The sequence below is a fragment of the Yonghaparkia sp. Root332 genome (assembly GCF_001425665.1).
In the GTDB taxonomy this organism is placed as follows: domain Bacteria; phylum Actinomycetota; class Actinomycetes; order Actinomycetales; family Microbacteriaceae; genus Microcella.
Map to the genome: position 1 here is coordinate 479,252 of NZ_LMCX01000002.1, position 24,512 is coordinate 503,763.

Here is a 24,512-nt window from a genome sequence, read left to right on the forward strand (position 1 = left end):
TTCATGGCTGACTTGTCGAATAAAGATCGCGTGCGACGAGCCCTTGACGATGTGGTCGCACCGGCACTTCGCGGATTCATCGAGTCGGTGCTCGGTCCTGGTGATGAATGGACTGAGATCGTCTCGGCGCGGTTTCCGGGCAACGTGTACGAGCCCTACGATCCGCAGGCACAGTTCTACTTGATCTCGCTTCCGTGGCCAGGCGGGCGGCGCAATCCGTTCTGGGACCAGCTGAGCAAAACGGCGACGAAAGCGTGGACGGCCGAACTGCTCGACGTTCGCAATAAGGCGAACCACAATAGGCCGTGGCAGCCCAAGGAGGCCGAGCGCGCCCTCGACACCATGGTGCTGTTACTGCGCGAGATTAATGACCCGCGAGCGGCCGATGTGGTCGAGGCGGAGCGTCGTGAGATCGCGAAGGCGAGCCAGCTTGCGGAGGTAAGGAAAGACACGAAGCGCGTTGCGGCTATGCCCACCCTCGACGCGGGAGACGTTCCGGCATGGCGAGACGTGCTCGAACCGCATCCCGATGTCGCGGCTGGAAACTTCGTCAGCGCAGAGTTCGCCGCCGACTTGTACCAGGTCGCACGCGGGCAGGCAGGCGCTGACTACGCCGACCCGATCGAGTTCTTCAGGCGTACCTACCTGACCGATGGTATCCAGACTCTGCTCAAGCATGTTGCTCGACGTATTTCAGGCGACACGAATGCCGAGCCGATCGTTAACCTCCAGACGACCTTCGGCGGAGGCAAGACCCACGCCATGCTGGCCGCGTGGCACCTATTTGCCGGTCGACCACTGAGCGAGTTCCCGCAGGCCGTCCAAGACCTTCTCGGCGACCTGGTCTCCGCTGAAACTTTCACGACCCCGGTGCGGCGGGTTGCTCTCGTCGGTAACGAGCTTTCGCCGGGCCAGACGTGGGTGCATAGCGACACCGAGATTCACACACTTTGGGGCGAATTGGCCTGGCAACTCGGGGGAGCCGAGGGCTACGCGATCATTGCGGACTCTGACCGCAACGGGACAAATCCGGGACACGCTCTTCGCACTCTGCTCGAGACCTACGGACCGGCGGTCATTCTTATTGATGAGTGGGTGGCGTACGCCCGTGGACTGGTGGGCAAGGACGGACTTCCAGGAGGTGACTTCGGCGAACAACGAAGCTTTGCGCAAGCGCTAAACGCAGCCGTCAAGGCGACCCCGGGCACGGTGTTGTTGGTCTCGTTGCCGGCATCGGAAATTCGGGCCGACGATGACACGGTCTCGGCGCACGACATCGAGATCGGCGGCCCACGAGGTCGCGAAGCCCTCGACATGCTCGATCACACCATTACGCGCGACGCTTACCGTTGGGCGCCGGCGAAGCCGATCGAGTCTTTTGAGATCGTTAAGCGGCGACTCTTCCGGGAGCCGGATGCTGCGGCCCTCACTACGATCGAACAAGTTGCCCGGCGGTTCACGAAGTTCTACACCGATCACAAGGGTGAACTGCCGGGTGAGTCTCTTGACTTCAGCTATGAAGACCGCATCAGGGCGGCGTATCCGATTCACCCGGCGCTCTTCGATCGACTGTATGGCGACTGGTCAACCCTCGAGCGTTTTCAGCGCACGCGTGGAGTGCTGAGACTCATGAGTCACGTCGTTCATTCGCTGTGGGCGACCGGAGACAAAGCGCCGCTTATCATGCCCGGGTCGATGCCACTTGACTTCGACGCTGTGCGAGACGAGATCGCCGGCTATCTGCCGGATGAATGGCAGCCGATCATCGCGAAAGACATCGACGGTGAACTGGCAACGTCGGTCTACATCGACAATGACAAGCCGCTCTTTGGTGCGCGAGCGCTGACACGACGGATCGCGCGCGCAATTTTCATGGGGTCGGCGGCAACACTGACCACCGAGCACAAGGGCATCGAGCGCAAACAAGTGTTCCTGAGCGTCGCGCTGCCGGGTGACACGATCGGCAACTTTGGGTCGGCGCTCAGTCAACTATCCGAGCGTGCGACTCACCTTTACGCAGACTCTGACCGGTATTGGTTCGACCGCACGCCCTCGCTCAACCGCACAGTCACTGAGCGAGCTGAGTCCTATCAGCAGTCGGACGTGTGGGCAGCAGTTATTGAGCGTCTCCGTCAGGAGCCGAAATCGACGCCGGAGATACCTGAAGTCGTCATCGCGCCGGAGGGCTCTCTCGATATCGATGAGAAAGACCGTGTGCGACTGGTCATTGCCCACCCCCGCTACACACACGAGCAGAAGGGCAAAGACACCACGGGTCGCTTGTGGGCCCACGAAGTGACCTCGAAGCGAGGCGCCGGTGGCCGCGTCAACGCGAACACGGTCGTGACGTTGGCCGCAGACAGCGAGCGCCTGAAGGAGCTCGAACAGTCAGTGAGGCACTACCTTGCGTGGACCTACATCTACGACTCTCGGTCGACACTGAACCTGACGGAGAGCCAGTCGAATGAGGCGAAGGCCAAGATCGACCAGTTCAATGGCGTCGTGAGGCAGCGCATCCGCGAGACCTGGATCTGGGCATTGCACGCCCAGCAGGGTGCAGGTGAATCGCAGTGGGCCATCAGCCAGCTGAAGGTTGACGGCGCCACAGATTCGATCGCTCGCCATGCTGCCGAGAAGCTGAGGCGCCACGATATCGTGCAGGTGCAGCACTCGGCCACTTCGATCGGAATCGCGCTGAGCAACCACCTTCGCGCGAAGTGGAACACGGGTCGAGTGAGCGTGGGCGAGTTGTGGGAGTACCACGTGCGGTACCCCTACCTGGCTCGACTTCGAGACAAAGCAGTGCTTACGGACGCCGTTGCCTCGGTAATGACCGATATGGCGTGGGACGCTCATGGGTTTGCGCTCGCTGGTGGATATGACGAAGCAAGCGGAGACTTCCGTGACCTCCTCATTCCCATTGAGGATCAGGCGCCAGCGATCAACGACCAGACTCTTCTCGTGTCCCCGGCATTGGCTCGCGCCCAAAGAGAACGTGAACGCGGCGAAACTCCAGAGCCTGATGTCACACCGGGGCCCGCTGGGAGAGATGTTCCGAAGCCACCTAAGCCCAATCCTGTTCCGTCCGCGATACGCAACACCACCTATAGCGCGCGAGTGGATCTCAAACCCGCAGATGATCTGGGTGCGCAGCTGAAGTTGATCGTCGACGAGGTGCTTGTTCACCTACAGCACGCAACCCCGGATAGCTTCGAAGTCCGAATCGAGATTGACGCGTCAAAGCGTGGCGGTTTTGGTGAAGCCGAGATTCGGACGATCAAGGAGAACGGTTCGACGCTTGGTTTCAAGGGTGACGGGTTCACGGGGACATGATGGGAATGCCGGAGCCGCGACTTCAGGGCTCAAAGACTGTCGCCCCCGATGAGTCGATCGTCCACGCCGTAGGGAGGAGTCATTCCTTCGAGAGCGCGGTAGCGGACCTCGTCGACAACAGCGTCGACGCTGGCGCCCGCAACGTCCTGATCCGGTTCATGCGATCCGACAGCGTCGTCATCGGACTCCGTGTTATCGACAACGGCAGTGGCATGGACTCCGCAACCCTTGATTCCGCAATGCAATACGCGAGGACGCGTGAATACGGTGCCGGTGACCTTGGTCACTTTGGCATCGGACTGAAGGCGGCCAGCCTGAGTCAGGCAGATACCCTGCGTGTGTATTCCTCCGCTGCCGGCGCTGTTCCCGCTGGCCGGCAGATCGACCGCATCAGTCCGACAACGGTGCACACGATCGACACGGAGGCCGTGGTTGACGCACTGCGCGGGGCGAAAGGGGGGTTCTCGACCGCCACTGGAACCATCGTTGAATGGTCTGCGCCCCGCTCGTTCCTAGTTGATGCATCGATGTCAGATCGAGAGATCTGGTTCAGCAGTACGAGCCGCAAGTTGATCACGCACCTGGGGATGACATTCCATCGGATGATCGCCAATGGGTCCGTCACGCTCACGATCGATGAGTGGGATCTAGAGCTGGAAGATGGTGGCTTTCCCATCGAGGTTCTCGCGGTCAACCCATTCGGCTACGAGATCGTGGGGGGAGCAGGCTTCCCCGAACAGTTCACTTTCACGCTCGACGGGAAATCCCGCATTGTCGACCTCCACGTCTGGCCCGCCGCTCAGGCGACGTTGCCTGGATACGTTCTTGCGGGGAGGGGCGCTGAACACCAAGGCGTTTTCGTATACCGACGAGATCGACTCCTGTCTACAGGCGACTGGCAGGGGCTTGTTCATCCCGACGTGAAGTACCGCTTCGCGCGAGTCTCGCTGGACCTTAGTGCGGACCTCGAGCAGCACGTGACGATCAATCCCGAGAAGAGCGGCGTCGAGTTTGATTCCGAGCTTCGACAAGCACTGCTGAGCGCTACGGGGCCAAACAGCCTTACATTCCAGGACTTCCTCAGTCTCGCGGCGAGCGAGTATCGGGAGTCAAAGACCCACGCACTTCAACCAACGCGTCTTGTCAAGCCAGACCGTGGGTTCTCTGCGGGACTCCAAGCGACCTTTGCCGAGATCGTTGAGTCATTCGGCGAGGCAGCTCAGTTCATCGACGGCGACGAAGTGGACGTGCGCTGGCGTGCAATGACCAGCGACGACCTCTTGCACTTCGATTTCAACACCCGAACGATCTGGCTGAACACCCGCTACCGGCATGTGTTGAACGGCGGACTCGGTTCCGAGGACAACGATGACGCACCTCTCCTGAAGTCCCTGTTGCTTCTTGTCTACGGAGCGCACTTCACGGGTGCGCGCCCAGGCCCGAAAGAACGAGCCGACCAACGTGTGTGGCTCCGACTGCTCACGGCAGCCGCTCATTCCGAGGAACGTCGCTATCGAGAGCGAACGAAAGGACACACTGAGTGACCATGAATGAGGCAAGCGCGCGACTGAGCCCGGAAGACATCGAAGAACTCTTCAAGGCCCCGATCCCGCGTGCGAGGCGACGAATCGCGGCTGAGCCTGAGACCTACCTGATCGTGGTGCCAGGGACGGACCAATTGACCCTCCAGAGTCGGATGATGACGGCGGTCGAGCCCGACGTCACGGCGATGAGGCACATGGACTACCAAGCAGTGACGGATTCGAGCGGCGTGCAGTGGCACGAGTTGACTATTCGCGCGGGCGAAGACCGCTTCGCCGCGTACCAGGTTCTTGCTGTCGTCACGGAGTTGCTCCGAAGTGGAGTGAAGTTCCACGACGCAGTTCCGGTCGCTGTCGGAGCTCTTCGCGAGCTACTTGCTCGCCGAGCCCGCTTGTCTGAGGAACAACAAGTCGGCCTAATGGGTGAGTTGCTCGTGCTAGAGCATGGTCTCGCGGTGAACCCTAACGAAACTCTCGCTGCATGGTTGGGGATGGATCAAGAAGAGCACGATTTCGTCTTCGAGGACTTCGACGTCGAGGTGAAGTCAACGCGGAGTGAGGATCGCGTGCACATGATCGGCTCGCTCAAGCAGTTGTCGGCGGCGCCAGGCCGGCCGCTCTACTTGCTCTCCATTCAGCTGACGGGCGCGGGCGCTGCACACGAGGGTCGATCTCTCGCGGACATTATCGGAGCCCTTCGATCTGCCACTCCGGAGAAGTGGCATCAAGGCATCGATGAGAAGCTCAAGCGCGCCGGCTGGCACGACGAAGACGCAGACCTGTACCCGACCCGCTGGCTGTATCGGACGAAGCCTCGGGCCTACCTCGTTGACTCCAGCTTCCCGGCGTTGACCCCGTCGACCGTGGCAGACAACGTCCCAAGCCCGCAGTTGATCGTCAGTGTCCGCTACCAGGTCAACGTCTCTGGTTTGTCGAGCACTGCGGTTGGCCAGCCAGTTCAGGATCTCGTGGAGGTCGCCGAGTGAGCTCTGAGCTCATCGCCGTCGCAATCCGCGCGGCCATAGAGGGAATGTCGTCGATCGGACCTCGCAATCTCGTAGATGAAGTGAACCGCAACCTGGAAGACCACGACATTTCAGTTGATGAGGCTGTTGTGGTGCCGGCGGTCACCCAGGTTGGTCAGGCCGCGCAAACTGCGTTCTGGATCGCACTCACGGCTTGGGATCAGGAGCTGGACGCCAAGTGGACTGCGGGGACTCTCCAGGGATCGCTCGAGAGGCGTGCGCGAGTCCACGAACGGCTTGGACTCTCTGCTTCCGCCCGTCAGGCTGTCGACGCAGAGTTTCCGGTTGAGAGCTTCAGTGACGGAATCGTCGATGCGAACTGGGAGCCGTGGTACACCACGGCCCGACAGAGTGCCCATGATTTCTATTGGACGCACTATCGGAACGTACTGATCAAGAACCGCTTCGATAAGACCGCAATCAACGGGCTCGACGTGATGACCGACAAGATCATCGGCCGACTCGCAGACCCCACATCTGAGGTTCCTTATCAGAGCAAGGGTTTGGTCGTCGGCTATGTGCAGAGCGGCAAGACGGCGAACTTTAGCGGAGTAATTGCCAAAGCCATCGACGCTGGCTACCGGTTGATCATTGTTCTTACCGGCACGTATGACAACCTGCGCACGCAGACGCAACGTCGTCTCGACAAGGAACTCGTGGGTTGGGAGAACATCGTCGGTGGACTACCGCTCGACAACCCAAAGCTCGCCCAACAGATCGACTACATCAGCTCAAACGACAACGAATGGAAGGAAGGGAAGTTCTCCAAGCTGGGAGTGAACCCAGTGAACGTTCCGGGTGTACCAGCGATCAACCGGCTCACGACATCGCTCACTGACTACAAGTTGCTCGGTGTCATCAACCGGAATGTACTTGACTTCCAGGTTGAGAAGTCGGTCAAACATAGGCCGCTGTGGGACGAAAGGAACTTGTACGACTCTGCCGTGCGACTGGCCGTCGTCAAGAAGAACTCCGCCGTCCTGAAGAAACTCAACGCCGATCTTGAAGCGCTCCACATTGACCTGAGCGAGATACCCGCGCTCATCCTGGACGACGAGTCTGACCTCGCCTCTATCAATACGAAACGCCCGGGCAAGCGAACCAAAGACGAGGAGAAACAGGAAGCGGAACGTACCGCCGTCAACGGCGAGATCGTGCAACTTCTGAAGGCGATGCCGCGGGCTCAATATTTGGGGTACACGGCGACACCTGCGGCCAACGTGTTCGTGAACCCCGACATTGAGGAAGACATTTTTCCGAAGGATTTCGTCTTCTCGCTCGATCCATCCGGTGAGTACATGGGTGGCGCGGCGTTTCATGACCTCGAAGCAGACTCGACGCTTGACAAGGCGGATCCTGCTGTTTCCAATGAAGCCGCCTATGCGAGAAGCCTTGGCTTAGACCCTCAACGCGATGAGGATCATGAACTCGCTGACGCGTTGGACGCCTGGGTACTCACCGGAGGAATCAAGCTTTGGCGCCAGGCCACCTCTGATTTCCGCTTCCGTCACCACACGATGCTTGTTCATGAGTCGGTGCGGACGGAAGAACACAAGGCGTTGGCTGCTCGCATTGACAAGCTGTGGGGTGAGGCGGGCTACAAGACCGCGGCCGGAAAGCAGCGCATCAAGAAGAAGTGGGAAGAAGACTTCCTCCCGACCTGGCAGTCGCGACGCCACGGCGACTTCGCGGACTTGCCAATGCCCGAATCCTTTCAGGAGCTCGTTCCGTATCTTGGCGCTGCAGTTGATCGCATGGAGCGCAATAGGGAAGCCAACGTTGTCTCACCGGTCGTCATCGTCAACGGGGATAAGGACTCTGACTATGGGAAGTTGAACTTCCAGTCTGAAGAGACCTGGCGCGTCCTGGTCGGTGGAGCGAAGCTCAGCCGAGGATTCACGATCGAGGATCTGACCATTTCCTACTTCAGGAGGAAGTCGGAGTCGGCAGACACACTCATGCAGATGGGTCGATGGTTCGGCTACCGACCTGGTTATCGGGACCTAGTACGCCTCTACATCGACCGATATGTGGTCGATAAGAAGGGCAAGGTCTTTGACCTGTACAAGGCCTTCGAGGGGAGCCTGGAAGATGAGCTCATTCTTCGCCGTCAGCTCCGACGGTTTGAGGGTGTCGACGAGCACGGAAAGCCCAAGATCACTCCTCGACAAGTTCCAGCACTGATTTTCCAGGCGGTGCCTTGGCTTCGCCCGGTTGCCGCAAATAAGCGCCACAACGCCGTGCTGAAGGAAATTGGGGAGGGAGGAGTGCCTATCGAGAAGACCTGGTACCCACCTCGCTCGTCAAAGGCGAATAACCAGCGTCTCTCCATGGTCTCGGCTCTCTTGCAGGCGCCGGCACATCGGATCAACTTTGTGAGCCCGGAAGGCCTGCCAGTCTGGCCCGCGAACTGCTGGGTCGTCGATGCCGCGAAGACCGTCGAGCTACTAGAGGGCTTCACCATGCCAGATGGCTATGGCATCGAAGAGCACACGGCCTTCATGAGGCTCCTGATCTCTGAAGAGAGATTGACGGAGTTCGTTGTGATGATTCCCGAGACACAGGGTGCTGCGATTAGAACCTTGGGCGATCTGCGCCTACCGATCCGGTCAATCACTCGACGACTTGACCGACCCGCATTCTCCGGAAAGCTCACGCGAGCCGAGGGTCCGTTCAAGGCGATCGCCGGCCATCCAGAGTTCGGCGACTTGCCTGAGTCGCAGATCCTCCGAGGTGACGGTACTCGTGGCGTCCTCGCACTGTTCTTCGCCTATGACCCGGAAGATCAATCGAAGGTGTCTTCCGCTAGGGGCATGCCCAAGGGCCCCCAGGAAACGCTGCCGCAAAACCTATCTCAGGAAGACGTGGCGACGGTCTTCAGCTTCACAGTTCCGTATGCGGCTGCTCCTGAGCCGCGGCTTGTCTGGACCTGGAGGGTGAAGGGGAAAGCGGCAACCGTCGAAGCGGATTCGGCGAAGGTCTAGGCCCGGTTCGTTCAATTCGATCGAGAGATCATCACGGTGCTGCACAACGCCGCCCTCAGCTCGCTGCACTACAAGCGCGAACTCGAACTGGTGAGAGCGCAAAAGGTCGACATCACCAACTTCGAGAACGACCTCGACGGGTTCAAGTCGGAAATCGGCGAGAGCTACGAGTTGGCGTCGCGCCGCTTCGGCGAGGCCATGACCGAGATCGACAAGGCGATCGAGCGGTGGCAGAAAGTTAGGGACGCGCTGCTCGGGTCAGAGCGCAACCGGCGATTGGAGAACGACAAAGCGCAGGATGTGACCATCAAGAAGTCGACGCGTGGCAACCCAACGATGGCATCCAACGCACGCTGAGACGTGGTCATCCGTGGTGCCGGAGCCGAGGCTCCACGCCGAGCCAAAGGAAGTTTCACTCCTCCCCGGAGATCTCCTCTTCCACCACGAACCCTCGGATTCGGTGGAGGGTCTGAATCGCTTCTTTCACCGTCGACAGAGTGAACTGTGTCGGCAGGTTCCCCCACGGCTGCCCTTCGCCAATCCATGAAATCGTCCAACGGTGAGCGGAAACGTACGGTCCGTCCCGGAAGTCGCTGAAGGTGACCAGCCAGGGGCGCCGCTGATAGCGAGCAGGGTCCCACTCATCACTCTCGAGCTGTCCGAGTGCTTCTGCTACCTCGCAGACTCGTTCCCAGGCAGCCTCCGTGCTCTCGTGGTCGAAGTAGGCGAACCCTCGATGCGCCTGGCCGAGGAACGCAAAGCGCCCAATCGCCAGTCGAAGGTTGACTGAGTAGCTGTTCATGCCATGGCCGCTGTGGGTGACGGCGAACTGATCGCATAACAGGCCCATCAAGTGTGAGAAGCGCCCAGGGTAATAGTCATGGGCCGGCAGCGGTTCGGGACGCGTCGCCCAGAACCACGAGTCGTAGCGGCGAAGCCCGCGGGTGATGACCACTGGCATAGAGGGTCTCCGCAAGCCTTCGTATCGAAGTTCGGAAGACATGTCGTGCGCTGCATCCTCGCAAAGCGGCCCACATCCGGCGCCGCGCACGGCGCGCTCTCGTAGGCGAACAGGCCGATCCTCGTCGACATCCGGCGCATCACGCTCGCGCGCAGTATCGGAGACGATTCGGCAGGTGTGATCGCGCAGAAGGTGAACCGTTAAGGCATCCGTTGAGCAGGCGGCAACGAGAATGCGTCCCACTGGGTCCCGCATCACGCAGCGGGGGGAGCAGTGCTCATGGTTGCGCAGCTCCTGGTTCTCGCTCGTGGCCGTCACCAAAGTCCACCAGTCCACCAAGTGCCCGATGTGATCCTGGCGCTCATTCAGGAGTTCTAGCGCGCTGATCGCCCGCGACAGGTGCGGGAGTCGTGTCAGGGCGGAGTTGAGAAGCCGCAAGGCTTCGGCGATGGTGAGGGGTTTGTCCTCCGCGAGTGCTTCTGGGTCGAATTGCCGACACCCGCCCCCGTCATCGGCGTCAGGTGGACCGTCGTAGAACTGGCGCTCCAGAACCGCGATGATCTCGTCGGCGGACAGTCCCAAGTCGGTCGCGACCGTAGCGATCGCATCCCTTGCCTCCTGAGTGAAGAAGTCGCTGTCGTCGACGTCATTGCTGGGGAGCGTAGAGTCGCCCATCGACCTTCCGGAGTCATCTTCCTGCGATGACGGAGTAGGGGGCTGTGGCGGCGATGGCTGGATGAGCACATCTGGTGGTTGCAGCACCGTCAAGTGGCGGAGCACTGCTTCTCGAACCGCATTCGAGCCGCCGAACGCGATCGGCGTCTCCCACTCATGGCCGTAGATCGAGACGAATATTTCGAGCACCTCGCGAGCGACGCGGTGACCCGTCCACGACGACTCGAGCGTCAGCACCCAATTGGCTCGGCTATCTGCCCCCGCCTGCGTCCACCCCAGAAGGTCGAGCCCTCGTAGTGTCTCGGCGCTCGACCAGTCGGGACCGCGACCGTGCCCGCCCACTTCGAGGTGGTGTGTGCCGTCGTTCTCGACGAGCCCTTGAACATACGGGGCGGGCCCCGGGTCGAAGCCCGTGTGTCGCGGGTAGGTGTTCATCTGCCACAACCCGCCACTGCGGGCGCACTCACTTGCGGCCGCGATCGCGTCCGCAAGTGGAAGCCACTCCGGCCCGAGCAAGGGGTTCTCGAGGATCGCATTGCGCGCGTGCTCAGGCTCGTCTCGATGCGGCAGTGGTGTGATCTCGTCGACGATCGCGGCCGTCAGGCCGAGAACGCCCGCGAAACGGATGGCGTCCGATTCGGCGGCGGCTGCGCATCCGAATCCACGATCTCCGAGGTCGTCACGGCCGCTGAGCCGGTAGTGCTTGAGACTCTGGGTCTCCGCTTCTCGCGCCTCAACCGCGGGCGTCTTTTCGCCGTCCGCACTTATCGAGCCCTGGCGTTCGTTGATCGGTGCGATCCGCGCGGCCCCGACGGGGTCGCGCCGTGTCGTGCCATCGAGCAAGTCAACAGCCCACGTGCCGTCGCGACCGAGGTGAATGCTCTCGACGTCGGCTCGGCAGACGGAAGACGCGCCGGGTTCGCGGTCGAGTGCGTCTGCGGCCTTCAGCTCGGTCATGAGCTCGTTCCACGCCCAACCCGGGTACTTCGCGGCGACGTGTTCGGTGTGCAAGCCATTCTTGACCGGGATGATGTGCGCGAAAACAAGCAGCTCATTGATCTCGGTTCGCGTGCGGAACAGGTCGAAGTGCGCTTCGCTTGCTCCTCCGCGGGAGTCGCGTCGGACGTTGTCATCTTCCGTCGCCGACCCCGCGACCGACTCATATCCGAGAACCACCTGGACAAGCTCGTGGCGAAGTTCTGGGTCCGCGTCGTTCTCCCAGGTGCTGTCTGCGCGCATGGTGCCCAGTGCCGCCAACGTCCCGGCGGCTGCGAGGGCGCTGTTGAATGCCGCTTCGATGACAGCGCCCCGAGCATCCGGCACCTCATGCCCCACGCGCAACATGCGGCTGCGAACGTAGTTGTCTCGCCACTCGTGAGCGAGTGACTCAAGTGAGGCCGCGATCTGCGGTGGGCAAGCGCGTCGCCAAGTGTTCGACCGTGGAATGCGCGCCAGCTTCTCGATGATGTCGTTGGGTAGTCGCGCGAGTCGCCCGATCGCACGAGCAGCATCGAGGACGACGGGGTCAGACGAAGCCGCCAACGCGGCAGACGTGCGCACGACCGTGCCATCGATTGCCTCGCACAGCGCGGCAGCGCGCAAGGCGAGGGAGAGCTCAATATCCGCACCGCCGGCAACAGGCTGCTCCACGTTCTCGGAAGTGATGACGAAAGCCCAGCCATCTCCGCCCCCGGCGCCCCAGGTTTTTCCGGAGAGATCGATCTCGCCGCGGACAGCGCACTCAACGGCGTCTGCCGCGAAACGGTTCTCGATCACCACGTGAAGTGCTGACCGTTGCTCGCTGCCCTGATTGTGAGCGAACGCGTGCGCGTATTCTCCTCTCTCCGCCAACTCGCGCAGTTCTTCCCCGAGCGGCCCTCCCGAGTCGATGAAGAACGACGATTCTTGCGCAAAGCCGACGCGGCACGCGGCGTCGATCACCTGCGCAGCGCTCGTATACCGGGCGTCGAACCACTGCGGCGCCGGAATGTCGCGGTGTGCCACGACGTCACCGCCGAACAGGTCGAGCACGACCCGTTCGAGCTCTGGGTCGATTTCCGCATCGCGTGCGACCGGCATGGCGCCGATGCTCCATCCATCGCCCGCGACGATGAACAGAACCTCCGTCCAGGCCACGAAGCCATCGGCGAAGTGGTCGCCCAGCGGATCGTGACTGTCACCGTCCCACACGCATACAGTCATCTCGTAGGCATCGATCTGATCGCCGGAAAAGGGCGACGTCGTCATCGAGCGGCCACCGCGACGAATGGGTCCGCAGTCGGGGTCCTCAAATAGCGGCCTGCCGATCTCGTCGACGAGTCCTGCACGGACGAGCCGATTCATCAAACTATGGGCTCGCTCAACAAGATCATGAGTCATACATGCCGCCTCCGTTGCTGAACGAGAGTCATGCCTGAAGGGTATTCACGACCTCTGACAACGAGGAAGCGGTTCAGCGGAACTCGTCTTGGGGTCGCATTTGTCGGTGCATACGGGCATGCTGGCGGACACAGTTCGACTGAACGCCGAGGAGCAGGTTTGGATGACGTCAAAGCAGTGGAGTTGCGCACGCGGTTGGCACGTCTTCACGCTGGTCTCCTTGCCTCGATGTACGCAGCAGAGGCGGAAGAGTACCCCGCGGGTCAGGACTTCTTCGCGCGATGCTTTCGACAGCAGAAGATCCCAGCCAGATGGCCCGCGATAAGAAGAGTCTGTGATGGCTCCTTTAGTGGCCTCTCCGCTGAAGAAGGCCTATTTACTCACTGGGCTTTGAGAGGTGCCGATTTCACGGAACAACTGGTGTGGCCCCAGGCCGTGATCAAGGCCCTCACGCTACGAGCGTCGGGACTCATCGATAGCGATGAACTCGCTCAACTCTGCTCGATCGTCATCCGCAGCTGGGAGGACGAGTACGGACCGCTCGGCTCCATTGATGAACCGCGAGCGTTCGCCTGGAGAGAATGAGTAGTCCAGGGCTTCGTTCCCCGGTGTTCGCTTGGGAAGCGTCGCTCCCGGAGGGGCCCAGTCTCTGAATGCCGCTTCCGCGATGGCGCGCGTCGCGAGACGTGACTGACGGTCCAAGCGCGCTGGTTGCTCACGCAGTCGCGTGGGTTGCCGCACCTGAAATTACGCCCGCACCTTCTGCCTGACGTGCGCGGGGTGGGCGCGGCAGAACACTAGGTACAGCGCGCTTACGACCTGCCCGCTCGCCTCGGTGATCAGGTCGGCGTAGGCGTTCAGCTGCTTCCAATATGCCTCGACCGAGAGCTCGGTGACCCCCTGATCGGTCTTGAAGTCGACGATCACGAGGGACCCGTCCTCCTCGCGATAGACCAGGTCAGCGACACCCTCCACGATGATGGGTCCGGTCTCGGGCAAGTCGCGCACTGCGGTCACGGGCAGCTCGAGCCAGTGCGGCAGTCTCGCCGCGCGGGCCACCGGCTCGGCCGCCAGTGCCGAGCGAGCCATCGTGGCGAGCGTCGCGGCGTCGATCCCGAGAGCATCCACACCGGATGCGGAGAGGACCAGTCGCGCGGTCCCCTCGACGTCCGCCTCTGCATCCAGCTCCGTGAGCTCCAGGACACGATGGACAGCGGTTCCGAGCGCGGTGCCGCTTCCAGCGTCGCCGCCGAACCGGCGCCCCACGAACGGGGCGTCGTCCTCGGCATCGGTGAACGAGAGAGTCGGGGTGAATGGTTCTGACCCGCCGTGCGCCATGCCTGTGACAGAGATGCTCGACGGTCGGGCGGAGACCTCCTGCCACCGTGCCCGCTCGGCGAGCCAGGCTTCCCACTCCACGACGGGCGCCACCTCCGCTCCACCGGCGGGGCGCTCGACCTCCGGAAGGGGCTCCCACTCGAAAGTGACCCCGGGTGCAGCGTCGAGAGCGGGGGCGAGAAGTCCGCCCCACGATGAGGTGCGACGCGACTGGAATCCAGAGACGATCAGGTGCGACTCGGCGCGCGTGCACGCCACGTAGAGCAGCCGCAGTCGCTCGGCCCGGAGGAATTCTTTCTCGTTGTCGTACGCCTCGGTATAGCCGGTCGACTCGAGCTGCTTCTCAGCGCTGAACGCGGCGAGCGGGCGACCCCCATCGCTCCACAGCAGGGTCGGGCGGCTGCTGCGCCAGCCGGTGCCCATCCCGTGCAGCGCAACGATCGGAAACTCGCGGCCCTTCGACTGGTGGATAGTCGTGATGCGCACCGCGTCAAGGTCCTCCTCGGGCACCGAGCGCTCGGCGACGCGGGCCTTCTCGTCCTGCTGCAGCTCGGCCCACTCCAGGTACTCGCGCAGGCTGCCATGCGTGGCGTCACACCAGGCATGCGCCTGATCGACGACGAAGCGGATGCGCCGCCACACGTCTCGCGACCGCGGCGTGTCCACCACCACCGCGCGCACGAGTCTGTCGCTGACCAGCCGCGCGAGCACCCCGCCCGCCGTGAGCGTGCGCGCGTCCTGCAGCAGTGAGGCGAGCGAGGTGAGAGCGCCCGCCACGGGGTTCTCCTCCTGGCACTCGGGCACCTCGGCGTCGACCGCCCAGCGTCCTCCTGCCACGCGCCACCGCAGCAGGTCGTCGTCGCCGCACGCGTACATGGGTGTCCGCAGCGCGAGTACGAGCGCGGCCTCGTCGGCCAGGTTGGCGATCGCCCGGACTGCGAGCAGCAGGTCGGCGACCTCGCGGGTCGAATAGACGAGCGACGACGACTCGGCGACGAACTCGACCCCCGCCGCGTCGAGAGCCGCCTCGAGGGCGGGCAGGGCGGTGCGGCTCGGCAGGAGGATGCAGACGTCCGCGAGCCGCGCGGCCCGTCGTTCGTACTGCTTCGTCTCGCGGTTGCGGCTCTCGACGAGCCAGGCGGCACCCGTCGCCGTCGGGTGCCGCCCGACAGCGCGCAGCACCGCGCTGGCGACGGACGCCGCCTCGTCGGCCCTGATCTGTTCGGCCTTCTCAGCGTCGGTGGGAGCCAGCACGACGACGGGCGGCCCGCCCTCGATGGCGTCCCAGGTCGATCGAGCGGGTGCGGGCGACAACGGCGTGTACCCCGGCTGACGGTGACCGTCGGCCGTGATGAGAGTGCCGAAGGCGATGTTGATCCAGTCGAGCACAGGCGCTGTCGACCGGAAGTTGGTGACCATCGACACAGTGGCCCCGCCCGGCACAGAGCTCACTCTCTCACCCTGCTCGAGGTAGGTGGCGATGTCGGCGCGGCGGAACCGGTAGATCGATTGCTTAGGGTCGCCCACCATGAACAGGCGTCCAGCCGGGGTGACCGATTCGACCCAGCCGGCTGCGGGCAGCACAGTGTTGGCGGCGATGCGCACGGCCAATTCGGCCTGCAGCGGGTCGGTGTCCTGGAACTCGTCGAGCAGCAGATGCGGATACGCCTCGTGCAGCCGCGCGTGCGCGGTCGCTGCGCCAGGCCCGACGAGCAGGTCGCGCGCGAGGATCAGCAGGTCGTGGAACTCGAGGGTGCCGCGTCGACGGCGCTCCTTCGCCTCGGCCTCGAGCGTCGCGCCGAGCGTCGCGATAACCCGGGTGAGGGCGGGGTCGATCGCGGCGCGGAGCGTTTCCCCTTTCAGCGGGTCGATCTCGCGCACGAGCGTGCGGATGCTCTCGACGTCCGGCCAGTTGGCCCCTCGACCCACGTTCGGGCGGGGGCGCTTGAGTGTCGACAGTGCCGTGAGCTGCGCGGTGATGTCGCCTCCCGCGGCGGCCGTCTGCAGGGCCTCGAGACTCCCTTGCAGCAGTGGGAAGCCGCGCACCATGGCGTCGTCAGGATCGCTGCACTCACCGTGACGGTCGAGGATGCTCTGGAGCAGTCGCACGAGTGGCTGCAGGTCGAGCGTGATCGGGCCGAGAAGCGGCGCGGGCGCATCTCGCACGCGATCCCAGGCCGCGTCGAGCTCGCGTGCGAGGTCCTCGAGGTTACCGAGTGTGGCGCCGCCGGCAAGCAGCAGCTCGATGGCTGCCGCGGCGTCACGGTCGCCGAACAGCGCGCCTCGTGCCCGGCGCCAGCGCTGCGCGAACGCGATGCCGGCGCGCAATTCGTCGACGACCTCGATGCCCGGCGGCAGCCCTGCCTCGATCGGGTTCTGCTCGAGCACGCGCGCAGCGAACGAGTGGATGGTGCCGATCGGGGCGGCGTCAAGATCATCGAGCGCCGCATCCCGCTGCGCCGCCGTCAGCGCGGTCGACACCTGCAGTGCGGTTCGCATCCGATCTCGCAGCTCGCCGGCGGCCTTCTCGGTGAACGTGATGGCGGCAATGCGGCTGACGGGAACGTCCGCCGCGATCAGGGTCAAGATGCGCGTCACCAGGTGGTGCGTCTTGCCGACGCCGGCGCCCGCCTCGACGAAGAGAGTCGTCCCGATATCCGCGTCGATGCGCTCGCGGGCCGCACTGTCCACGAACGTGCTCACGCGTCAGCCTCCTCGGTCTCGATGAAGAAGCGGCGGTAGGCGGTGAGCTCGGGGCCCTCCCTCAGCAGGCTCCACAACCGGTCGAGATCGGCCTTGCCGCTGAGCGTCGTGAACCGTTCGAGCGAGCCTCCCGCCGGTCGGGCCGGGAAGACTCCGGCGCGGATCGCCCGGATGACCGCCGTAGTATCGGCGCGCAGCACCGCCACGGACTCGTCGGACATCGTGAACCCCAGCACAGGATCGTCGGGCGACCGCAGGTAGTCGTACTCGGTGCGGACGGCGCTGGCCGCTTCGCCCTCGCCCAGTTGCGCCGCGAACAGCCCGTACACCGCGAGCTGGAACTTCTGGCCACCCGCCGTCGGGTCGGCGGCCGTGATGCTGAGCTTCTTCGGCCGCCAGCCCTTGTAGTCGACGACTCGCACGCCGTCGGTCGTGCGGTCGATCCGGTCGACCTTCCCGCGGAAGGTGATGGTAAATCCGTCGTTGAGCGTGAACGGCACCGCGTCGACCGACTCAGGGTCGTCGAGCCCGAACGGCTGTTCCGCCGACACCGGGCTCCAAGCTCCCGTGGCGACCTCGCGGCGCCACCACGCTTCGAGCTGTCCGGCCACCCGGCGCCGATCGCGGGTCTCAAGGTGGCGGATCCAGCTGATGCGGCGGTGCGCGTCGAAGGCCCGCTCGCTGCAATCGAGCAGCAGCTCGAGCGTCGCCGACGTGATCGTGCCCGCGAGCGCCTCTCGAGTGAACGCTTCGATCGCCTCGTGCTGGATCGTTCCCAGCTCGAGCAGCGACGGCTCGAAATCGTCGACCTGCAGATCGAGGGCCCGAACACCGAGTATGCGTCGCACGAAGAAGAACAGGGGGCTCGCCACCCATTCCTCCAGCTCGGTCGCGGCGATCGGAGTTTCGGCGTACGGGATGAGCGCGGCGACCTCGACGACACTGCCAGTGAAACGAGTGAAGCGGCCCCGGCGTCGGTCGTCACGCATTTGTCGGGCGCGATCGATGAGGTCGGCCTCGGGGGCCGCCCGCCAGTCACCCTCACTGCGCTCGGCGCGGATGCGCCACTCCGCCTCCGTCGCCGGAACCGTCGAGGCAGCGGGGGCTCCCGTCATCAGTCCATCGTGGTGGGCGCGCACAGTGAGGGTCTCGCGTGCATCCGGCACGCTCGTGAGCCAGCGCGAAGCCTCTCGCTCGCCGCCGCTGCGCAGGTCGCCGCGCGGCACGACGATCGTGAGTGTCTTACGGGCGCTCGCGAGAGTCTCGATGAATTGCTGTCGGGCGACGGTTGCTCGATCGCGCATGGTCGGCAGCCCCCACCTCTTCCGCACCACGTCGGGCAGCAGCGCGTCGTCGCGGCCGCGCGCCGGCGCGACCCCCTCGGCCAGCCCGACGACGATCACGTGGTCGAGGTCGCGCGCCACGCCCGCGTCGAACGATCCGAGCGCGACACCCGTTCCCTGCTGGCCATGCCTCGCCCTGGTCTCGACGAATTGAGTCTCCAAAGTGCTTCGCACGTCGGCCAGGGTCGGTCGCGCGCCCGCAATCGCATCGAGCGACGCGAGGTCGCCAGTGATGCGGCTCAGCTGCTCGCGTGCGAGCAGCAGTTCGGAGGGCTCGAGGGCGGCGGGCACGGCGAAGTGGGTCTCGACGAGCGCGCGAAGGGCATCCGTCGCCCCAGCCCAGCTGTCGCAGGAGGCGACGTCACGGATGCTCGCCGACACCACGGCGAGGTATTCGTCCCACAGCGTCTGACGCTTCAGGCGTCGGCGTTGCCGATCATCGAACTCGGTGCCGGCACCTTCATCGCCTTGGTTCGGTTCGAAGTTGCCGAAGAACACGCCTCGCTCAGGCTCGGCGGGCTCGTCGATGCGGTCGCGCGCCGAAATGCGCTCGGCCTCGGCGCTCGAAGGGAGGGGCTTCTCGCTCCAGCGTAGGACGCCGTCGGCGAGCACCCCCAGCACGACGAGCGGGTCGACGTCGTCGGGGTCGAGTGCGAGCAGGCGCAGCAGACTGCGACCGAGAGGAGTATCGGCCAACGTCCGGGCTCCTGGTCCGCTCACCGTCACCCCAGCCTCGCCCAGATGGGCGTGCAGGAGCGTGCGGTAGGGCTCGGCTGCGCCCCAGAAGACGCCGATGCGGTGCCCGGGCACGTCGTCACGCAGCAGCCCGACGACCAAACGGGCAACCGCCCGCGCCTCCTCGTCGGCATCGCTCGCCGATACGCGCTGGTGGGGCAGTGCCGCGTCGCCGGTGGAGGCGAGCGGTACTTCGATGACCGTGCTGCCGTTCGCTCCCGCGGCGCGCAGGGCGGCGGCGAAGCGCTGGTCGGCGCGGGTCGCCTGCTCGCTGTCGCCCAGCAGGATGAGGGTGCCGAGCCGTCGCCGCACGGCTGGATCAGCAATGGCGTCGCAGGCGATGGTGAGGGCGTCAGCAGGAACAAGCCAGCCGTCCGTAAGCAAGGCCGTCGCGGCCCGATGGATGCGGATGACCTCGGCGCTGAGCCCGGCGGTGGCGTCGACTTCCCTCACATGAAGATCTGCGTCATCGAGATTCGCTCCATCGAGCTGCTCTGACGCGCGGGCGAGCGCACGCACTGTTACCGGTTGCTCGGCAACCTCGATGAACGGGCCCGGAGCGCTGGCGAGCACAGACCGTATCGCGGCCTGCCGTGCTGCCGCCGTCAGTGGCCGCAGTCCTGCGCTTCGCGGGCTGCGCGACGCGAGATCGGTTGCGAGGTCGGCGAGCGTCGTCGACGTGACTCCGAGGGCTCCGCGCCCGCCACGCGCCAAGCGGGCGACCGCCCGCCGCACGTCGACCGCGCTGGCGCGGCTCGGGGTGATGGCGGTCACGGGGGCGAGCGGGTCGACCTGCTTCGCCCGATCTACCGCCTCGACCACGGTGTCGAAAGCGATCGCGGCGGGGGAGAGCTGCATGTGTCTCCAGTGATTCGAGGGAGGGGTGAGGGTCACGCTACCGCCCGCCTCCGACAGGGCTAACGCTGGCTCGCCTTCGGCATGCGGAAGAGCCGCGCCGGCTTCCCGCGCGTGCCGCTCGTCAGCTCGCCCGTGGCGCGCAGGCGCGGCTCCATCGCGCGGCGGAAGGCGTCGCGAGGCAGTCGCGCTCCCGCGACCGCCTCGTGCACCTGCTGCAGCTCGCGCAGGGTGAACGGCTCGGCCATCAGGCGCTCGGGGTCGGGGGAGTCGCGGTAGTCGGTGCGGAGCGACTCCGCGGCGCGGCGGATGATCTCGTCGTGGTCGTACGCCAGCGGCCGGGCGAGTGCCTCGGCGAGCGGGGTGACGCGGGCGTGCGCGTCGTCGAGGCGGAGCATCCGCTCGGGGACGACGACGCGATGCGCGACCGACAGCACCCACCCGCGCGAGTCGCGCCCCGGGCGGTCGAAGACGTGCAGCTGCCGCGGTGCGAGGCCCTCGATGCCCGCCTTCTCGCGCAGGCTGCGCAGGACAGCATCAGCGAGAGCCTCCGACTCGTGGAGGAAGGTGCCGGGCAGTGCCGCGTCGCCCTCCGACTCGACGAGCACGACCGCGATGCCGCCCTCCGTGACGGTCAGGACCGCCGTGTCGACCGCGACCGAGGGGCGCGGATAGTCGGTGAGAGCTCGTCCGGAAGAGTCGCGGTAGGGCTCGCTTGCAGGGGTCATGCACTGATTATCGCGGAAGTGCGTCAAATGTCGGCGGTCGGGTGCATACTTCTTTTAGCGCAGAAGCGCGGTAAAGGAGTCCATCATGCGAGAGCTTCACGAACTGCACGTCGGCAAGGCGATCCACGACGAGGGCGTCAGCCTCTTCCCGCTCTGGGTCGGCACGCCTGCGGTGACCGGTCACGACTGGTCGCCCGGGGCGGTGAGCTTCAGCGAGCACTCCGGCGGCGCGACCGTCGCGACCCTCGAGGCCCGGAACGCCAGCGAGCGCCGGGCGATCGCGCTCGAGGGCGACCTCGCCGAGGGCGGACTCCAGCACCGCATGGTTGCGCGCAGCCTCGTGCTCGCACCTCGCTCGACCTCTCCAGTCTCCGCGCTGTGCGTCGAGCAGGGGCGCTGGCACGGGACGGCGGGCTTCGCGCGACGCGGGCGACGTGCGGCGGCGAGCGTCCGCGCCGCAAGCCGGCAGGGAGCGGATGCTCAGAGCCGGGTCTGGCAGAGCATCCACGGCCTCGACCAGGCCTTCACCGGAAGCGGCACCTCCTCGCTGCTGCACCACCTCGACGCGCCGGCGTCCCCGCTGCCGCGCGTGCTCGACGGGCAGCGCGGCGTCGTCATCGGCATCGGCGGGCGCATCCTCGGAGCCGAGCTCTACGGCTCGAGCTCCGGGCTGCGGGCGCGGTGGCGCGGCATCGTCGAGGGCGCGCGACTGGATGCTCGGCGGAGGTCGTGGGCACCGACCGCGGCTGAGACGGCTCGGGCCTTCGCGCGGATCGTCGAGCAGCTGTCGGTGAGCCCGGTCGATGAAGCGGGCATCGCCGTCGCCGTGGAGGGCGCGCGGGCGTCGGTGCGCGGTGCTGGGATCGCCACGTCGTCGCGCGGAAGCTCGCTCGCGTTTCCCGCCGAGCCTGACCGTCTGCTGCACCTTGCGCTGACCGACCATTCCCACCCGCTGCTCGTAGGAGGCACCTCATGACCGTTCGACTCACCGCTGCTCAGATCGACCGCGCCGCCGGCGTGCTGCTCGGCCTCGCGTGCGGAGACGCGCTCGGCGCGCCGCACGAGTTCCGGCCGCCGCTGCCGCCCGAGACCCAGCTCGCCATGACCGGAGGCGGCAGCTTCGGCTGGGCGCCGGGGGAGTGGACCGACGACACGTCGATTGCGATCCCGATCGCGCAGGCCGTGGCGCGGGGGGATGACCTGCGCGAGCCCGCCGTGCTCGATGGCATCGTCGACGCGTGGGTCGAATGGTCGCGCGACGCCACTGACGTCGGAAACCAGACGCGGCGGGTTCTACGAGGGGTGACCGTCGGGCCGGGCTCGGCGGCGCGCGCGTCGGGCCGGGCGGCCGAGGACTACGCGCAGCACGACGGGCGCGGCAACGGCTCGCTCATGCGCACGGCGCCGGTGGCGCTCGCGTACCTGCACGACGCGGAGGCGCTCGTTTTCGCCGCACGTGCGGTCTCGGCCCTGACCCATGCGGGTGACGACTCGGAAGAGGCAAGCGTGCTCTGGTGCCTGGCGATCAGACACGCGGTGCTGACGGGCTCGTACGACGTGCGCGCAGGGCTCGCTGTGCTGTCACCGGAGCGGGAGGCGGTGTGGGCGGCGCGCCTCGATGAGGCGGAGTCGGTCGAGCCGTCGGCCCTCGGATCGAACGGCGGAGTCGTGAAGGCGCTCATGGCGGCCTGGTCGGCGGTGCACCGCAGCGACTCGTACGCCGACGCCGTGCGGCGCGCCGTGCTCGCCGGGTGGGACACCGACACCGTCGCCGCGATCGCCGGCGGCCTCGCCGGAGCCCGGTGGGGCGCGTCAGCGGTGCCGAGCGCATGGCGCCGCGTCGTGCACGGATGGCCGGGGTTGCGAGGCCGCGACCTCGTCGAGCTGGCGGTGTTCGCCGTGCGGGGCGGGCATCCGGACTCGACCGGGTGGCCGACGATCGCGCGCATGGACTACTCCGACTGGCCGCGCCGCAGCGTGCTCGTCGCGCACCCGCACGACGAGGGCGTGCTGCTCGGCGCGATCGACGACGTCGAGGGTGCTCCGGTCGATGCCGTGGTGTCGCTGTGTCGGGTGGGAGTCGATCAGCTGCCTGCCGGTGTCGACACAGCCGATCGCGTGGAGATCTGGCTGATCGACTCTCCGGAGCCGGCGCAGAATCCCAACCTCGAGCTCGTGCTGGTGGATGCCGCTGACGCGGTCGCGGCCCTGCGCTCGGAGGGCAAGCGCGTGCTGCTGCACTGCGTGCAGGCGCAGAGCCGGACGCCGACGGTCGCGGCGCTGTATGCGGCGCGGCATCTCGGGGCCGACTTCGACGCGGCGCTCGCTGCGGTACGCGAAGCGCTGTCGGATGCGGCGCCGCAGTCGGCGCTAGTTTCAGCGGCTCGCGCGATTGCGGTCACGTCCTAAGCCTTGGGGCAGCGCGTCTCGACGTCGCAACTATTATCGTTATACAATAATGCGCATGTCCAAGAACGAGACGATCAACGGGCAGCCGGTCACCGAGGAGCAGATCGCCGCGTGGGCCGCTGAGGCCGAAGCGGGCTACGACGTCGCCGCGCTGAAGAAGCGGGGACGCGGGCGCCCCGGCCGCGGAGCGGAGCCCTCCCAGGTGGTCGCGCTGCGCCTGACGCTCGACGAGATCGCTGAGCTCGATGCTCGTGCCGCGCGTGAGGGCAAGACGCGCTCCGAGGTCATCCGCGAGGCGCTGACGCACCCGGCCGCGTGAGAGTTCACAACTCGGCGCTCAAGCACGGCGTTCTCGAGGCCGACGCCATCTCTGCGGCAACCTGGGCTCTGTGGGTCGAAGACCTCGACGATGAGAGCCCATCCCGCCAGTTGCGACTGGGGTTCGACACCCAAGGTCGCCTGCTCGAGACCGTTGTGCTCGTATTCGACAGCGGCAACGAGTTAGTCATCCATGCGATGAAGGCGCGGCCGCAGATGCTCGACCTTCTGCCGTGACCGGGGCGGAGCCGAGCCAGAGACCGGTGTCCGCCTAGAACTCGCGCGCCATCGCCTCGAGCCGCTCCACACGCTCTGACGTCGGCGGGTGCGACCTGAGCAGCCGGTCGAACCAGCTGGGGCCCGTCGGGTCGACGATGAAGAGCTCGGCCACCTCCGGCACCGGGCGGGCGAGCATCCCACCGCGTTCTTCGATCTTGGTGAGGGCGCGCACGAGTCCGTCGGGGAACCTCGTCAGCTCCACTCCGCTCGCGTCGGCCAGGAACTCGCGGCGACGCGACACCGCCGAGGTGATGAGCGGGCCGATGAGGAAGCCGACGATGCCGGCAGCGGCTCCGAGGAGGAGCAGGAGCAGGCCGATCGCGCCGTTGATCAGCCCGAGCCCGAACTTGAACTCGGGGATCACCGACCGGATCATCGCCCACCCCAGCATCAGCAGCGCCGCCGCGAGCGACACGATCGACCCGACGAGGGCGAAGGCGGTGAGGGTGACGCGGCCATCCTGGTTGACGATGTGCGCGACCTCGTGGGCGACGACCGCCTCCAGCTCGGAGCCGTCGAGCAGCTCGAGCGCTCCGCGGGTCACGGCGAGCACGGCGTCGTCCGGCTTCAGCGAGGCGGCGAACGCGTTGGGGGCATCCTCATCGATGACGCCGATGCGGGGCATCGGTATGCCGGCGCGGATCGCCGTCGTCTCGACGATGCGGTGCAGGCGCCGCTCCTCCTCGAGCGAGACGAAGCGCACCCCGGCGGTCTCGGCGGCCGACTTCGTGGCGTGGCTCAGCGCCTGCCACACGTAGAGCGGGCACGCGATCACCAGCAGCACGAGCGGCCACAGCTCGGCGAACACCCACGACGCGAAGAGGCCGAGCGCGATCACGGCGACGCAGAACAGGGCGATGAGCAGGATGCTCCACCGCTTGTTGCGGGCGATCTCCCGGTACATGG

At 65.4% G+C, this 24,512-nt stretch carries 13 protein-coding genes and 1 pseudogene; 9 read left to right on the forward strand and 5 right to left on the reverse strand.

The window, feature by feature from the left end; translation table 11 throughout:
- Positions 1-3: 3 nt before the first annotated feature.
- From ASC54_RS09975 to ASC54_RS09995, 5 genes and pseudogenes are all read left to right on the forward strand, one after another.
- Positions 4-3,333 carry a DUF499 domain-containing protein gene (locus ASC54_RS09975; protein WP_055898767.1) on the forward strand — a complete coding sequence of 1,110 codons (3,330 nt, stop codon included), beginning with the start codon at positions 4-6 and terminating at the stop codon, positions 3,331-3,333.
- Between the two features lie 5 nt (positions 3,334-3,338).
- A complete protein-coding gene (locus tag ASC54_RS09980; RefSeq protein ID WP_162242508.1) occupies positions 3,339-4,877 on the forward strand; it encodes an ATP-binding protein in 1,539 nt (512 codons plus the stop codon).
- 2 nt (positions 4,878-4,879) lie between these two features.
- On the forward strand, positions 4,880-5,860 hold the full coding sequence (locus ASC54_RS09985) for a PD-(D/E)XK motif protein (RefSeq protein WP_235451481.1): 981 nt from the start codon (positions 4,880-4,882) through the stop codon (positions 5,858-5,860).
- Entirely contained in the window at positions 5,857-8,883 is a 3,027-nt protein-coding gene (locus tag ASC54_RS09990) for a Z1 domain-containing protein (RefSeq protein ID WP_082515035.1), read from the forward strand. Before ASC54_RS09985 ends, ASC54_RS09990 begins: the two co-directional genes overlap by 4 nt.
- A 24-nt stretch (positions 8,884-8,907) precedes the next feature.
- A pseudogene (locus tag ASC54_RS09995) lies at positions 8,908-9,240 on the forward strand (DUF2130 domain-containing protein); the annotation flags it as partial.
- A gap of 55 nt (positions 9,241-9,295) precedes the next feature.
- Here ASC54_RS09995 and ASC54_RS10000 read toward each other — a convergent pair.
- The 4 genes from ASC54_RS10000 to ASC54_RS10015 form a co-directional block, all read right to left on the reverse strand.
- Positions 9,296-12,862 (reverse strand): hypothetical protein, encoded by a 3,567-nt coding sequence (locus tag ASC54_RS10000; RefSeq protein WP_055898779.1) that lies wholly within the window; start codon positions 12,860-12,862, stop codon positions 9,296-9,298.
- A 783-nt stretch (positions 12,863-13,645) separates the two neighbouring features.
- Positions 13,646-16,939 (reverse strand): exodeoxyribonuclease V subunit beta, encoded by a 3,294-nt coding sequence (locus ASC54_RS10005; protein WP_055898782.1) that lies wholly within the window; start codon positions 16,937-16,939, stop codon positions 13,646-13,648.
- Positions 16,936-19,875, reverse strand: a complete 2,940-nt coding sequence (locus tag ASC54_RS10010) for a PD-(D/E)XK nuclease family protein (protein WP_082515037.1) — start codon at positions 19,873-19,875, stop codon at positions 16,936-16,938. The genes ASC54_RS10005 and ASC54_RS10010 overlap by 4 nt, the downstream gene beginning before the upstream one ends.
- Before the next feature lie 59 nt (positions 19,876-19,934).
- Positions 19,935-20,600, reverse strand: coding sequence for an NUDIX domain-containing protein (locus ASC54_RS10015; RefSeq protein ID WP_055898788.1), 666 nt, complete (start codon positions 20,598-20,600; stop codon positions 19,935-19,937).
- An 85-nt stretch (positions 20,601-20,685) separates the two neighbouring features.
- Here ASC54_RS10015 and ASC54_RS10020 point away from each other — a divergent pair, with 85 nt between their 5' ends.
- From ASC54_RS10020 to ASC54_RS10035, 4 genes are read left to right on the forward strand one after another with little or no spacing between them, the layout of a single operon-like run.
- Positions 20,686-21,576, forward strand: coding sequence for an ARPP-1 family domain-containing protein (locus tag ASC54_RS10020; RefSeq protein ID WP_055898792.1), 891 nt, complete (start codon positions 20,686-20,688; stop codon positions 21,574-21,576).
- Positions 21,573-23,009: an ADP-ribosylglycohydrolase family protein gene (locus ASC54_RS10025; protein ID WP_055898793.1), complete on the forward strand. Its 1,437-nt coding sequence runs from the start codon at positions 21,573-21,575 to the stop codon at positions 23,007-23,009. Before ASC54_RS10020 ends, ASC54_RS10025 begins: the two co-directional genes overlap by 4 nt.
- 55 nt (positions 23,010-23,064) lie before the next feature.
- Entirely contained in the window at positions 23,065-23,328 is a 264-nt protein-coding gene (locus ASC54_RS10030; RefSeq protein ID WP_055898797.1) for a ribbon-helix-helix domain-containing protein, read from the forward strand.
- Complete coding sequence (locus ASC54_RS10035; protein ID WP_055898800.1) at positions 23,325-23,564, forward strand: hypothetical protein; 240 nt, start codon at positions 23,325-23,327, stop codon at positions 23,562-23,564. Before ASC54_RS10030 ends, ASC54_RS10035 begins: the two co-directional genes overlap by 4 nt.
- A gap of 34 nt (positions 23,565-23,598) precedes the next feature.
- On the opposite strand, the gene ASC54_RS10040 is transcribed toward ASC54_RS10035, so the two are convergent.
- On the reverse strand, positions 23,599-24,510 hold the full coding sequence (locus ASC54_RS10040; protein ID WP_055898803.1) for a M48 family metalloprotease: 912 nt from the start codon (positions 24,508-24,510) through the stop codon (positions 23,599-23,601).
- Positions 24,511-24,512 lie beyond the last annotated feature (2 nt).

Bases quoted from the DNA above. Each gene is read 5' to 3' on its own strand.
- ASC54_RS10010 (WP_082515037.1), bottom strand. From the start codon at position 19,875: ATGCAGCTCTCCCCCGCCGCGATCGCTTTCGACACCGTGGTCGAGGCG.
- ASC54_RS10025 (WP_055898793.1), top strand. From the start codon at position 21,573: ATGACCGTTCGACTCACCGCTGCTCAGATCGACCGCGCCGCCGGCGTG.
- ASC54_RS09980 (WP_162242508.1), top strand. From the start codon at position 3,339: ATGCCGGAGCCGCGACTTCAGGGCTCAAAGACTGTCGCCCCCGATGAG.
- ASC54_RS10030 (WP_055898797.1), top strand. From the start codon at position 23,065: ATGTCCAAGAACGAGACGATCAACGGGCAGCCGGTCACCGAGGAGCAG.
- ASC54_RS10020 (WP_055898792.1), top strand. From the start codon at position 20,686: ATGCGAGAGCTTCACGAACTGCACGTCGGCAAGGCGATCCACGACGAG.
- ASC54_RS09975 (WP_055898767.1), top strand. From the start codon at position 4: ATGGCTGACTTGTCGAATAAAGATCGCGTGCGACGAGCCCTTGACGAT.
- ASC54_RS10015 (WP_055898788.1), bottom strand. From the start codon at position 20,600: ATGACCCCTGCAAGCGAGCCCTACCGCGACTCTTCCGGACGAGCTCTC.
- ASC54_RS10000 (WP_055898779.1), bottom strand. From the start codon at position 12,862: ATGAATCGGCTCGTCCGTGCAGGACTCGTCGACGAGATCGGCAGGCCG.
- ASC54_RS09985 (WP_235451481.1), top strand. From the start codon at position 4,880: ATGAATGAGGCAAGCGCGCGACTGAGCCCGGAAGACATCGAAGAACTC.
- ASC54_RS10040 (WP_055898803.1), bottom strand. From the start codon at position 24,510: ATGTACCGGGAGATCGCCCGCAACAAGCGGTGGAGCATCCTGCTCATC.